We start from the raw sequence: 13,232 nt of genomic DNA, 5'->3' as shown, positions 1-13,232 counted from the left end.
ACAAACCTGACGCAATAAAGATAGCGTCGGCTGTATTGACGATTGGTTAATGTTTCCTGTGGTTCAATCTCGACAATCTTATGTCGCGGATTACGATCATGACACAGCTTACAGATAATACCTGGTACACTTCAGATTACATCTCTCCTTTACAATTATTTATTCGTCTGACGCGCGGGCAATTACAGCCAGGAAAATTCTGGCGTAAAGCCAGCTTTCGTCGCAAGTTTTTAATCCGCTCATTAGTCATGCCGCGTGCGACCAGCCAATTACTGACCAATCTCACCCAATGGCCGGAGTTAAATACGTTACTTGCTCGTCAGCCGCGTTTGCCTATTCGGCTACATCGTCCTTATATGGCTGTAAATATTAAACGCGATTTCGCCTTAGATGCGCTGTGTTTTCATTATCAACAGATGCGCCAACTTTTATCGCGGGAACAACAAGTTAGCTATTTAAGTCAGTATGGCCTGAATCTTGCTAAATTTGAAACTAAAACCGGCGAGTTGTTTCAACTTGATTTAGTCAGTCTGGTCTCACTGGATAAAGAAGGTGAAAGCACTATTGTTGTTCGCGACGCACAGTTACGTATTCTGGCAGAGATCACATTTACTCTGTGTCGCTTTAACCAACAACGCACACTATTTATCGGCGGATTACAGGGCGCGGCAAACGACGTCCCTCACGAAATTATCCAGCAGGCGACCAAAGCCTGCCATGGTCTTTTTCCCAAACGCATCGTGATGGAGGCTCTCTGTCAGTTTGCGCAAGTCTTTCAGGCAGAAAAGATTATAGCTGTGAGTAACGATGCGCACGTTTACCGTAGCTGGCGATACATGGATAAAAAGACGCAAATGCATGCCGACTATGACGCGTTTTGGGAATCGTTAGGCGGTGAAAGAATTAAAGGAAATTACTATGCGCTACCGCTGGCGATCGCCCGAAAAAGCGAATCGGAGATCGCCAGTAAGAAACGGGCCGAGTATCGCCGCCGCTATGCGTTACTCGATAGCGTCGTCGAACAGGTTCCGGCCACATTCAAACGTTAATCCGCCCGGCCCCGCGCCAGCCAAACCACGCGCGAGAACATCTTTCTGAACAGCGGCGGCACGGCGTCAATTCCCCGCCGCCCGGCTTCCATCGCGACTTCAATCGCCAAATCCGGCTTTGACGAGCGGTGGATAGCTTTAGTGATAATTTTCCGGGTATTCATCGGCACATTAGGCGGAAGCTGCGCAACCCGGTGAAAAACATCGGCAAAGCCCTGACGATACATAAAATGTTCCATATCCAGCGCAGGCAGCGCCGTGAGATGTTCGCGTTCTTCTTCCCGATCGTTATTAAGCAGACTGCGGACCGTCGCGGCATATTTTTTCCCCGCTTCGTCGCCATCCACCAGGACATGCCACTCGATTCCCATACGGCGGGCGAACTTCACCAGCGGTTTCAGGCCAGACTGAGCAAACTCAATGACTTTAATGCCCTCCGCATCAAAATGATGTCCACACTGACGCGCCAGCTCATTAATAACCCAGGTTTCCGTCTCACCTTCCACCAGTAGCCAGCAACGCGCAAACAGCGACGACGCGCGATTAAAGCGGATATGAAAGGCGATGCGCCGTCCATCTTCCGCGCTTAACCCGCCCGGGCCCAGACGCCAGGCGGCGACGCGGGAAGATTCGCGCACCAGCCGTACGACATGCTCCACCGGCGTTAGCGAGAGCAATTCGCCTGAGTTGGTTGTCGCTATCCGCTGTAGCGGTAACAGATTGAGCAATTGCCAGGCGACTGAAAGCATAATGGGATGTAAACGGGTTTCCGGATCTTCCACCAGCAGTAATGGTCGCGCGTCTTTATGTAACCGCAGCGTCCCTTTCGCCTGTAACAGCGTGGAGAAAAGCCCCAGCAGGATCACCCGATGCGACCGGCTGCCCGGTTTGTCGATCATCCGATTAATAATATCCAGATAGCGCCAGCTACGTTGCTCATTTTGCGAACGCCGGCGCATGAGTCGGTGACGCGCCTGTCCTGCGCCCTGCTCTGAGAAATAGTGTTCAAGCAGTTGCACCATCGCGGACAGTCCCTGACGAATCTGCCCGTCGGTTAAATTTTGCGGCCGGGTCGCCAGCTCACGCGCCAGAAAATCCAGCTGGCGGGCCGTGACTTCAACATCCGGCACATTGGGCACCGTACCGTTGCGAATACGTCGCATAAAGCGCGCATCGCGCAAACGTAGCACTGGCATCAAACGAACCAGGTGGCGCACCTGATCGTTAATATTTTCCACCAGTAATGGCTGCCCATCGCTATTGAGAAAACTGCGCAGCGTCATCACGCTGCCATCGGCGCCGCATTCGCCCTCTAGCCGATAAAAAATACGGTGAAAATCATCCTCGCAAGGCGACCAGCATGCTTCCAGCGCTCGATAACGACGTACCCGATGCCGCCCTGGCTGCGTTTCGCGAAAAGTCAGAATAATATGCAGGTGATGCTCGCGTCCTTTTATATCGCCAGGCGGAAACCAGAAATCCTCACGGACAAAATGGTAGAGATCGAGTTCCGGCGACAATAACAGAGTCAGCGCATCCAGCAGGCTGGATTTTCCCCAGGCGTTTTCCCCAATCAGCACGTTGTTTTGCTCCAGCATCAACGACAGTCGGTTGATACCGCGAAATCCTACTATTTCAACGCGTTCGAGAATCATGCTTCCTCCAGAAAAACGTCATCACTCCATAAAATTCACCGCAGTATAACGGCAAATGCGTCCGCCAGGCGTGATATTCCCCCCCTTTGCCTGGGGCAAATGTCTGATAAATGTACGGCTGACGGTGTCGCTTTACTGATAGTCTGGAATTCGGTAGTGTCATGTACGCTATTCAAACAATAAAAAAGGGCCCGGCTGTTCATGTTTTCAGGACTTTTAATCATTCTGGTTCCACTGATTGTGGGCTATCTCATTCCACTGCGACATAAAGCCGCATTACAACTCATTAACCGGCTACTGAGCTGGATCGTGTATCTTATTCTCTTTTTTATGGGAATAAGCCTGGCGTTTTTGGATAACCTCGCCAGTAATCTGGTGGCGATTTTTCATTATTCCGCCGTCAGTATTACGATTATTTTATTGTGTAATATCGCCGCCTTATTGTGGCTGGAACGTATCCTCCCGTGGCGTCACCATCATCAGCAGGAAAAACTGCCTTCGCGTATTGCCATGGCGCTGGAGTCGCTGCAACTGTGCGGCGTAGTGGTATTGGGGTTTGTCATCGGCCTGAGCGGACTCTCTGTTTTACAGCACGCCACCGAAGCCAGTGAATATACGCTGATCTTTTTATTGTTCCTGGTGGGGATTCAGCTACGAAATAGCGGCATGACCTTAAAGCAAATTGTGCTTAACCGCCGGGGAATGATGGTCGCGGTCGTTGTCGTGGCAAGCTCATTACTGGGCGGCGTGATTAATGCGTTTATCCTGGACTTACCGCTAAAAACCGCCCTGGCGATGGCGTCAGGTTTCGGCTGGTACTCTCTTTCCGGTATTTTGCTGACGGAGTCGTTTGGACCGGTTATCGGCAGCGCGGCATTTTTTAACGATCTGGCCCGCGAACTTTTGGCCATTATGCTTATTCCCGGTCTGGTTCGCCGCAGCCGTTCAACGGCGTTGGGCCTGTGCGGAGCGACCTCAATGGACTTTACGTTGCCGGTATTACAGCGCTCCGGCGGCGTGGAGATTGTTCCGGCGGCTATCGTACATGGCTTTATCCTCAGCCTGCTGGTCCCCCTCTTAATGGCGTTCTTCTCGGCCTGATACCTCTTTGGCGGTAGGCATCTGCCGCCAAAATTGCGCTAAATCAATCTCCTTGCACATTATGGCAGAAATCCCTTTTATCCCTTTGTTCACAGGCATAACCTTAAACATGTATATCAAATATAACTTTAAAAGGTGTGACCATGTTTTGTGTGCAATGTGAACAAACCATCCGTACACCAGCCGGAAACGGCTGCTCCTACGCGCAGGGAATGTGCGGTAAAACAGCTGAAACGTCCGATCTGCAGGATCTGCTGATTGCGGCTTTGCAAGGTTTGTCTGCCTGGGCGGTGAAGGCCCGTGAATATGGCATCATTAATCACGACGTTGATAACTTTGCGCCGCGCGCGTTTTTCTCCACGCTGACCAATGTTAACTTCGACTCTCCGCGTATCGTCGGCTACGCCCGTGAAGCGATTGCCTTGCGTGAAGCGTTGAAAGCGCAGTGCCTGAGCGTAGATGCCAATGCGCATTGCGACAATCCGATGGCCGATCTGCAACTGGTTAGCGACGATCTGGGCGAACTGCAACGTCAGGCGGCGGAATTTACCCCGAATAAAGACAAAGCCGCCATTGGCGAGAACATCCTCGGCCTGCGTCTGCTGTGCCTGTACGGTCTGAAAGGCGCGGCGGCGTATATGGAACACGCGCACGTTCTCGGTCAATACGACAACGACATTTACGCGCAGTACCACAAAATCATGGCCTGGCTGGGCACCTGGCCTGCTGACATGAACGCGCTGCTGGAGTGCGCAATGGAAATCGGCCAGATGAACTTCAAAGTGATGAGCATTCTGGATGCCGGTGAAACCACCAAATACGGTCACCCAACGCCGACTCAGGTCAACGTCAAAGCGACTGAAGGCAAGTGCATTCTGATCTCCGGTCACGATCTGAAAGATCTCTACAACCTGCTGGAGCAGACCGAAGGCACCGGCGTTAACGTCTACACTCACGGTGAAATGCTGCCCGCACATGGCTATCCGGAACTGCGTAAATTCAAGCATCTGGTCGGTAACTACGGCAGCGGCTGGCAGAATCAGCAGGTCGAATTCGCCCGCTTCCCTGGCCCAATCGTGATGACTTCTAACTGCATTATCGACCCGACCGTGGGCAGCTATGACGACCGTATCTGGACCCGTAGCATCGTCGGCTGGCCGGGCGTTAGCCATCTTGAAGGCGATGACTTCGGGCCGGTCATTGCCCAGGCGCAGCAAATGGCGGGCTTCCCGTATAGCGAAATTCCGCATCTCATCACCGTCGGTTTTGGCCGTCAGACCCTGCTCGGCGCTGCCGATACGCTCATCGATCTGGTCAGCCGTGAAAAACTGCGCCACATCTTCCTGGTCGGCGGCTGTGACGGCGCGCGCGGCGAGCGTAACTACTTTACCGATTTCGCCACCAGCGTACCGGATGACTGCCTGATCCTGACTCTGGCGTGCGGTAAATACCGTTTCAACAAACTGGAGTTCGGCGACATCGAAGGGCTGCCGCGTCTGGTCGATGCCGGTCAGTGTAACGATGCTTACTCCGCAATTATCCTGGCGGTGACGCTGGCGGAAAAACTGGGCTGCGGCGTCAACGATCTGCCGCTATCGCTGGTGCTCTCCTGGTTTGAGCAGAAAGCGATCGTGATTCTGCTGACGCTGCTGTCATTAGGCGTGAAAAATATTGTCACCGGGCCGACCGCGCCGGGCTTCTTCACGCCGGATCTGCTGGCTATCCTCAACGAGAAGTTCGGTCTGCGCTCCGTGACCACCGTTGAAGAAGACATGAAGCAATTGCTGAGCGCGTAAGGAGGTCAATGATGACGATGCCAACCTCACAATGTCCCTGGCGAATGCAGGTGCATCACATCCGTCAGGAGACGCCGGATGTATGGACAATTGCGCTATTATGCCATGATTACTACCCTTACCGCGCCGGGCAGTATGCGCTGGTGAGCGTGCGTAATTCAGCGGAAACGCTGCGCGCCTACACCCTTTCGTCTACGCCAGGCGTCAGTGAATATATCACGCTGACCGTTCGTCGGATTGAAGATGGCACGGGTTCACAGTGGTTGACCCATGACATCAAGCGCGGCGATTACATCTGGCTGTCTGATGCAATGGGCGATTTTACCTGTGACGATAAAACAGAAGATAAATTTCTGCTGCTCGCCGCCGGTTGTGGCGTAACGCCAATCATGTCGATGCGTCGCTGGCTGGCAAAATACCGCCCACAGGCCGATGTGCAGGCCATCTTTAACGTCCGTTCGCCGGATGATGTGATTTTTGCCGACGAGTGGCGACAGTATCCGGTCACGCTAGTGGCGGAAAATCATGCCACGGAAGGTTTTGTCGCGGGCCGTCTGACCACGGAATTGTTACAGCGCGTACCGGATTTGGCATCGCGCACCATCATGACCTGCGGCCCGGCGCCCTATATGGATTTCGTCGAACAGGGAGTGAAAGCGCTTGGCGTAACGCGCTTCTTTAAAGAGAAGTTCTTCACGCCGGTGGCGGAAACGGCAACCAGCGGCCTGAAATTCACCAAGCTACAGCCAGCGCAGGAATTTTATGCCCCGATCGGTACGACGCTGTTGGAGGCGCTGGAGAGTAATAAAGTACCGGTTGCCGCTGCCTGTCGGGCAGGTGTTTGCGGCTGCTGTAAAACCAAAGTCGTTTCCGGCGACTATACGGTGAGTAGCACCATGACGCTGAGCGAGGCGGAGATTGCCGAAGGTTACGTACTGGCCTGCTCCTGCCATCCGCAGGGCGATCTTGTTCTCGCATAATCGGTAAACGTTCCATTGTAGGCCCGGTAAGCGTTAGCGCCACCGGGCGATTTACCACTCGCTTCATCCTTTCGCCCCTCTCTCCGCCAAAGAAAAACGTCATCGTCATCTTCAACTAAACTTGTAACCGTTATCACATTTAAGGAGATGGAGAACCATGAAACAAACCGTTGCCGCTTTTATCGCCAAAACGCTGGAACAGGCTGGCGTAAAACGAATCTGGGGCGTCACTGGCGATTCCCTGAACGGCCTGAGCGATAGTCTTAATCGTATGGGAACCATTGAATGGATGCCAACCCGCCACGAAGAGGTCGCCGCTTTCGCCGCCGGCGCACAAGCGCAGCTTACCGGCGAGCTGGCAGTGTGCGCCGGTTCATGCGGACCGGGCAACCTGCACCTGATCAATGGCCTGTTTGATTGCCACCGTAACCACGTCCCTGTTCTGGCGATCGCCGCCCATATTCCGTCCAGTGAAATCGGTAGCGGTTATTTCCAGGAGACCCACCCGCAGGAGTTGTTCCGTGAATGCAGCCACTATTGCGAGTTGGTTTCCAGCCCGGAGCAGATCCCGCAGGTACTCGCCATCGCCATGCGCAAAGCGGTGCTAAACCGCGGCGTCTCCGTGGTCGTACTGCCGGGTGATGTGGCGCTGAAACCCGCGCCTGAAAACGCCGTCACTCATTGGTACCATGCCCCGCACCCCGTCGTCACGCCGGCGGAGGAAGAGCTAAAAAAACTGGCGCAACTGCTGCGCTACTCCAGCAATATCGCATTGATGTGCGGCAGCGGCTGCGCGGGCGCGCATGAGGAGTTGGTCGCGTTGGCGGCAAAACTAAAAGCGCCAATCGTTCATGCCCTGCGCGGCAAAGAGCACGTTGAGTACGATAACCCTTATGATGTGGGAATGACCGGCCTGATTGGCTTCTCTTCTGGCTTCCACACCATGATGAACGCCGATACGCTGATCCTGCTCGGCACCCAGTTCCCCTACCGCGCCTTTTATCCGAGCGATGCCAAAATCATTCAGATTGACATCAACCCGGGCAGTATTGGCGCGCACAGCAAAGTCGACATGGCGCTGGTGGGCGATATTAAAGCCACGCTTCGCGCCCTGCTGCCGCTGGTGGAAGAAAAAAGCAATCGTAAATTCCTCGATAAAGCTCTGGAGCACTATCGGGACGCCCGTAAGGGACTTGATGACTTAGCCAAACTCAGCGATAAAGCCATCCATCCACAATATCTGGCGCAACAAATTAGCCATTTCGCCGCTGACGACGCTATTTTTACCTGCGATGTCGGCACGCCGACCGTCTGGGCGGCCCGCTATCTAAAAATGAACGGCAAGCGCCGCCTGCTGGGCTCGTTTAACCACGGGTCAATGGCCAACGCCATGCCGCAGGCGCTCGGCGCTCAGGCCACCGCGCCGGGTCGGCAGGTTATCGCGATGTGCGGTGATGGCGGCTTCAGTATGCTGATGGGCGATTTTCTCTCGGTGGTACAGATGAAGCTGCCGATAAAAATCGTCGTCTTTAATAACAGCGTGCTGGGCTTTGTGGCGATGGAAATGAAAGCCGGCGGCTACCTTACCGACGGTACCGAACTGCACGACACCAATTTCGCGCGTATCGCCGAAGCCTGCGGCATTACCGGTATTCGCGTGGAAAAAGCCGCAGACGTGGACGGAGCGCTACAGCGCGCGTTTTCCATCGACGGCCCGGTACTGGTTGACGTGGTCGTGGCAAAAGAAGAGCTGGCGATCCCGCCGCAGATCAAACTGGAACAAGCGAAAGGCTTTAGCCTGTACATGCTACGCGCCATTATTAGCGGCCGCGGCGATGAAGTGATCGAACTGGCGAAAACAAACTGGCTAAGGTAAAACAGTGCACATCACCTTTTAAAATCCAGGGATGTGCCATGATTGATTTACGCAGTGATACCGTTACCCGACCGGGCCGCGCCATGCTCGAGGCGATGATGACCGCCCCGGTCGGGGACGACGTATACGGCGATGACCCTACTGTTAACGCCCTTCAGCGCTACGCCGCCGACCTTTCCGGTAAAGAAGCGGCGCTTTTTTTACCCACCGGCACCCAGGCCAATCTGGTCGCGCTGCTTAGCCATTGTGAACGCGGCGAAGAGTATATCGTCGGTCAGGGCGCGCATAATTATCTCTATGAAGCTGGCGGCGCGGCGGTGCTCGGCAGCATTCAGCCGCAGCCCATCGACGCCGCCGCGGACGGTACGCTGCCGCTGGAGAACGTGGCGGCGAAGATTAAAGCGGATGACATCCACTTCGCGCGCACGCGCTTGCTCAGTCTGGAAAATACGCATAACGGGAAAGTGCTGCCGCGCGCGTATCTGAAAGACGCCTGGACATTTACCCGCGAACGTGGACTGGCGCTGCACGTTGACGGCGCCCGAATTTTTAACGCGGTGGTTGCCTACGGCTGTGAGTTAAAAGAGATTACGCAGTATTGCGATTCTTTTACCATCTGCCTGTCAAAAGGTCTCGGGACGCCGGTCGGTTCGCTGCTGGTCGGCAACCGCGATTACATTAAACGCGCGACGCGCTGGCGTAAAATGGTCGGCGGCGGAATGCGTCAGGCCGGGATTCTGGCAGCGGCCGGACTGTATGCGCTGAAGCATAACGTGGCGCGTCTGCAAGAGGATCATGACAACGCCGCCTGGTTGGCGCAGCAGCTTCGCGAAGCGGGCGCGGAGGTCATGCGCCACGAAACGAATATGCTGTTTGTTCGCGTTGGCGAAGCACAGGCCGCCGCGCTTGGCGACTATTTGCGGGAACGGAATATCCTGATTAACGCCGCGCCGATTGTGCGTCTGGTGACGCATCTGGATGTTTCTCGCGAACAGCTTGCCGACGTCGTCGCCCACTGGCGAGCCTTTTTAGCCCGCTAAGGAGAGCAACGTGGCGCAACGCATTCTGGTCCTCGGCGCCAGCGGCTATATCGGCCAGCACTTGGTCTTTGCGCTAAGTCAGCAAGGACATCAGGTGCGGGCGGCGGCGCGGCGCGTGGAACGTCTGGAAAAACAGCGCCTCGCCAACGTCAGTTGTCATAAGGTCGATCTGCACTGGCCGGAAAATTTACCCGCGCTGCTTCGCGACGTTGATACCGTTTACTATCTGGTACACGGCATGGGCGAAGGCGGCGATTTTATCGCCCATGAGCGTCAGGCGGCGCTCAACGTGCGCGACGCGCTGCGCCAGACGCCGGTTAAGCAACTTATTTTCCTCAGTTCACTGCAGGCACCGGCGCATGAGCAATCCGATCACCTGCGCGCCCGCCAGCTTACGGCTGACACGCTGCGCGACGCAGGCGTACCGGTGACGGAATTACGCGCCGGGATCATCGTCGGCGCAGGCTCCGCCGCCTTCGAAGTCATGCGCGACATGGTTTACAACCTGCCAATACTCACGCCGCCGCGCTGGGTGCGTTCGCGCACTACGCCCATCGCCCTGGAAAATTTACTCTACTACCTGGTCGGCTTGCTGGACCACCCTGCGCACGAGCATCGTATTCTGGAAGCCGCCGGGCCGCAGGTATTAAGCTATCAGCAGCAGTTTGAACGTTTTATGGCCGTCAGCGGTAAACGGCGTCCGCTGATCCCGGTGCCTTTTCCGACCCGCTGGATTTCGGTCTGGTTTTTAAACGTCATTACCTCCGTGCCGCCGACTACCGCAAAAGCCTTAATCCAGGGGTTAAGGCACGATTTGCTGGCCGATGACGCCGCGTTAAAAAAGTTGATCCCCCAAACGCTTATCACCTTTGACGACGCCGTTCGCCGCACGCTGAAAGAAGAAGAAAAACTGGTGAACTCCAGCGACTGGGGCTACGACGCGCTGGCCTTCGCCCGCTGGCGTCCCGAATACGGCTATTTTCCAAAGCAGGCGGGCTTTACCGCGCAGACCCCGGCCAGCCTATCGGCGCTCTGGCAGGTCGTAAATCGGCTGGGTGGCAAAGAGGGCTATTTTTTCGGCAATATTTTGTGGCAGACGCGCGCCGCGATGGACCGTCTGGTGGGGCATAAACTGGCGAAAGGCCGCCCGTCGCATACTTTGCTTAAGCCTGGCGATACGGTAGATAGCTGGAAAGTGATCATTGTCGAGCCAGAAAAACAGCTCACGCTCTTGTTTGGCATGAAAGCGCCGGGTCTGGGGCGGCTTAGTTTCACGCTGCATGATAAAGGCCGCTACCGCGAAATTGACGTGCGCGCCTGGTGGCATCCACACGGAATGCCGGGCCTGATTTACTGGCTACTGATGATCCCGGCGCACCTGTTTATTTTCCGGGGAATGGCAAGGCGTATTGCCCGACTTGCAGAACAAATCACAGAAAAATGAGAAAAAGTTGCTGTATTCTTTCGTGTTTCCCATTGCATACCGACGTAATTCACGGAAGAATGCGCACGACGGTTTATTAAACACAGTGGATTGATATGAAGGTACTGGTTACCGGCGCCACCAGCGGCTTAGGTCGAAACGCGGTTGAATTTTTGCGCAATAAAGGCATCAGCGTCAGAGCGACGGGTCGCAATGCAGCGATGGGCAAGCTGCTTGAAAAAATGGGCGCGGAATTCGTCCATGCGGATTTAACCGAACTGGTCTCCTCGCAGGCTAAAGTGATGCTCGCCGGGATCGACACGTTGTGGCACTGCTCCAGCTTTACCTCGCCCTGGGGAACCCAACAAGCTTTCGATCTGGCGAATGTTCGCGCCACCCGCCGCCTGGGAGAATGGGCGGTCGCCTGGGGCGTGCGCAATTTTATTCATATCTCCTCTCCCTCACTCTATTTTGATTACCACCATCACCGTGATATCAAAGAGGATTTCCGTCCGCATCGGTTTGCCAATGAGTTCGCCCGCAGTAAAGCCGCCGGCGAAGAGGTGATTAATCTGCTGGCGCAGGCCAATCCGCAAACACGTTTTACGGTGTTACGTCCGCAAAGCCTGTTTGGCCCGCACGATAAAGTATTTATCCCACGTCTGGCGCATATGATGCACCATTACGGTAGCGTCTTATTACCGCACGGGGGCAGCGCGCTGGTCGATATGACCTACTATGAAAATGCGATCCACGCCATGTGGCTGGCCAGCCAGCCGGGCTGCGATCATCTGCCTTCTGGCCGCGCTTATAACATCACTAACGGCGAAAACCGCACCTTACGCAGCATCGTACAAAAGTTAATTGATGAACTGTCTATCGACTGCCGCATTCGCTCTGTGCCTTACCCGATGCTGGATATGATCGCCCGCAGTATGGAGCGCTTCGGCAAAAAATCCGCCAAAGAGCCCCCCCTAACGCATTACGGCGTGTCAAAACTGAATTTTGATTTTACGCTCGATACGACTCGCGCGCAGGACGAGTTGGGCTACCAGCCCATCGTCACGCTGGACGAAGGCATTGAGCGCACCGCCGCCTGGCTGCGCGATCACGGAAATTTACCGCGTTAATCCTGGCCGTACTTCTCCAGTAATGCTTCGGCAATCGCCTGCGTTTCGGCATCTGCGATACCGTTCCATTGCGCCGGACGGAAGTGCATCTGGAACGCCATAATCACCCGCTGCTGCTCGCGTGCCGTCATATCGGCTTTGACTTCATAGCCATAGCGCGAGAGTAACGCAAGCACCGTTGCGGTATCGACTGGCGTATACGGCGCGCGTCCAGCCAGATAAAACGCCACACGCTGGGCGTCAGGCCAGGCGCCAATCCCCTGCGCCGCCAGCTCGCGCCACGGGAAGCGCGGGCCGGGATCGTCTTTACGCTGCGGCGCGATATCCGCATGGGCCACCACATTCTGCGGTTTGATGTCATAGCGCGCGATAATGTCCTTCGCTAACGGAATCAATGCCTGAATTTGCGCGGATTCAAACGGCGCGAAAGATTTCACCCCGCCGGACATTCGCCAACCGCGATTTTCCAGCTCAATGCCAATAGACGTATCATTGAGACGCGTGGCGCCTCGCCAGAAACTGACGCCCGCATGCCAGGCCTGATCCTGTTCCGGCACCAGTTGCCAGATGCGCGGTTTACCGCCATATAATGGCGGGGTTGCGGGAATCAGGTAATGCGAACTGACGTTGCGACCCGTTAACGTCGCCAGCGAAACGTCAAAGTTTTCCGCCGTATAGTGAATCACCAGGACTTTAATGCGCGGATAGGCCGCCTGCGCCCGATGTCGGGTATCAAGCTGATATCCCTCTTTATCGATAATTCCTTTTTCGCTCGCGCAGCCTGTTAACAGCAACGCGAGACCCACCAGCCACAGTAGCGCTCTCATCGGCGCGTTTTCACCGCCGTTCCGCTGACGCTGACCATCAGCATACTGCCATCCTTGCCGACAGTTTCGTAATCAATATCGATGCCTACCACCGCATCGGCGCCCAACGCTTTAGCCTGCTCGCCAAGTTCCTGAAAAGCGATTTCACGCGCTTTACGCAGCTCTTTCTCATACGCGCCGGAACGTCCGCCGACGATATCCCGAATGCCGGCGAAAAAATCGCGGAAAATATTGGCGCCTAAAATGGCTTCGCCCGTTACCACACCGCAATACTCCACGATGCTTTGTCCTTCCAGCGTTGGGGTTGTTGAAAACTGCATAGTGAATCTCCCGGGTTAGCTAAGCACACGATCTC

11 protein-coding genes are annotated in these 13,232 nt (G+C 55.2%); 8 read left to right on the top strand and 3 right to left on the bottom strand.

All coding sequences use genetic code 11. The features are described 5' to 3' along the window. Positions 1-98 precede the first annotated feature (98 nt). Positions 99-1,049, top strand: a complete 951-nt coding sequence (locus tag ACH0WD_RS20410) for a VirK/YbjX family protein (protein ID WP_001617140.1) — start codon at positions 99-101, stop codon at positions 1,047-1,049. On the opposite strand, the gene ACH0WD_RS20405 is transcribed toward ACH0WD_RS20410, so the two are convergent. Beyond that, complete coding sequence (locus ACH0WD_RS20405; protein WP_000599765.1) at positions 1,046-2,704, bottom strand: ATP-dependent endonuclease; 1,659 nt, start codon at positions 2,702-2,704, stop codon at positions 1,046-1,048. The two genes, ACH0WD_RS20410 and ACH0WD_RS20405, sit on opposite strands and share 4 nt — an antisense overlap. A 201-nt stretch (positions 2,705-2,905) precedes the next feature. Between ACH0WD_RS20405 and ACH0WD_RS20400 the strand changes: the two genes are divergently transcribed. From ACH0WD_RS20400 to ACH0WD_RS20370, 7 genes are all read left to right on the top strand, one after another. Further along, positions 2,906-3,805 (top strand): lysine exporter LysO family protein, encoded by a 900-nt coding sequence (locus ACH0WD_RS20400; protein WP_000491118.1) that lies wholly within the window; start codon positions 2,906-2,908, stop codon positions 3,803-3,805. A 143-nt stretch (positions 3,806-3,948) separates the two neighbouring features. Beyond that, on the top strand, positions 3,949-5,601 hold the full coding sequence (gene hcp, locus ACH0WD_RS20395; protein ID WP_000458785.1) for a hydroxylamine reductase: 1,653 nt from the start codon (positions 3,949-3,951) through the stop codon (positions 5,599-5,601). 11 nt (positions 5,602-5,612) lie between these two features. Then, a complete protein-coding gene (gene hcr / locus ACH0WD_RS20390) occupies positions 5,613-6,581 on the top strand; it encodes an NADH oxidoreductase (protein WP_001747666.1) in 969 nt (322 codons plus the stop codon). A 157-nt stretch (positions 6,582-6,738) separates the two neighbouring features. Continuing rightward, positions 6,739-8,457, top strand: a complete 1,719-nt coding sequence (gene poxB / locus ACH0WD_RS20385) for a ubiquinone-dependent pyruvate dehydrogenase (protein WP_000815324.1) — start codon at positions 6,739-6,741, stop codon at positions 8,455-8,457. 38 nt (positions 8,458-8,495) lie between these two features. After that, complete coding sequence (gene ltaE, locus ACH0WD_RS20380; protein WP_000566346.1) at positions 8,496-9,497, top strand: low-specificity L-threonine aldolase; 1,002 nt, start codon at positions 8,496-8,498, stop codon at positions 9,495-9,497. Between the two features lie 10 nt (positions 9,498-9,507). Further along, positions 9,508-10,941 (top strand): SDR family oxidoreductase, encoded by a 1,434-nt coding sequence (locus ACH0WD_RS20375; protein ID WP_000079018.1) that lies wholly within the window; start codon positions 9,508-9,510, stop codon positions 10,939-10,941. 95 nt (positions 10,942-11,036) lie between these two features. Then, positions 11,037-12,050 (top strand): NAD(P)-dependent oxidoreductase, encoded by a 1,014-nt coding sequence (locus ACH0WD_RS20370; protein WP_000866895.1) that lies wholly within the window; start codon positions 11,037-11,039, stop codon positions 12,048-12,050. Here the strand turns inward: ACH0WD_RS20370 and ACH0WD_RS20365 are convergent. Then, positions 12,047-12,877, bottom strand: a complete 831-nt coding sequence (locus tag ACH0WD_RS20365) for an N-acetylmuramoyl-L-alanine amidase (RefSeq protein ID WP_001202293.1) — start codon at positions 12,875-12,877, stop codon at positions 12,047-12,049. The genes ACH0WD_RS20370 and ACH0WD_RS20365 overlap by 4 nt on opposite strands. Further along, on the bottom strand, positions 12,874-13,197 hold the full coding sequence (locus tag ACH0WD_RS20360) for a heavy metal-binding domain-containing protein (protein WP_001160725.1): 324 nt from the start codon (positions 13,195-13,197) through the stop codon (positions 12,874-12,876). Before ACH0WD_RS20360 ends, ACH0WD_RS20365 begins: the two co-directional genes overlap by 4 nt. Positions 13,198-13,232: the final 35 nt, after the last annotated feature.

The organism is Salmonella sp. 2020_1395, from assembly GCF_043848115.1.
Classification (GTDB): domain Bacteria; phylum Pseudomonadota; class Gammaproteobacteria; order Enterobacterales; family Enterobacteriaceae; genus Salmonella; species Salmonella enterica.
This window is presented reverse-complemented; position numbering and strand designations above follow the sequence as displayed.

Bases quoted from the DNA above. Each gene is read 5' to 3' on its own strand.
- ACH0WD_RS20410 (WP_001617140.1), top strand. From the start codon at position 99: ATGACACAGCTTACAGATAATACCTGGTACACTTCAGATTACATCTCT.
- ACH0WD_RS20405 (WP_000599765.1), bottom strand. From the start codon at position 2,704: ATGATTCTCGAACGCGTTGAAATAGTAGGATTTCGCGGTATCAACCGA.
- ACH0WD_RS20400 (WP_000491118.1), top strand. From the start codon at position 2,906: ATGTTTTCAGGACTTTTAATCATTCTGGTTCCACTGATTGTGGGCTAT.
- hcp (WP_000458785.1), top strand. From the start codon at position 3,949: ATGTTTTGTGTGCAATGTGAACAAACCATCCGTACACCAGCCGGAAAC.
- hcr (WP_001747666.1), top strand. From the start codon at position 5,613: ATGACGATGCCAACCTCACAATGTCCCTGGCGAATGCAGGTGCATCAC.
- poxB (WP_000815324.1), top strand. From the start codon at position 6,739: ATGAAACAAACCGTTGCCGCTTTTATCGCCAAAACGCTGGAACAGGCT.
- ltaE (WP_000566346.1), top strand. From the start codon at position 8,496: ATGATTGATTTACGCAGTGATACCGTTACCCGACCGGGCCGCGCCATG.
- ACH0WD_RS20370 (WP_000866895.1), top strand. From the start codon at position 11,037: ATGAAGGTACTGGTTACCGGCGCCACCAGCGGCTTAGGTCGAAACGCG.
- ACH0WD_RS20365 (WP_001202293.1), bottom strand. From the start codon at position 12,877: ATGAGAGCGCTACTGTGGCTGGTGGGTCTCGCGTTGCTGTTAACAGGC.
- ACH0WD_RS20360 (WP_001160725.1), bottom strand. From the start codon at position 13,197: ATGCAGTTTTCAACAACCCCAACGCTGGAAGGACAAAGCATCGTGGAG.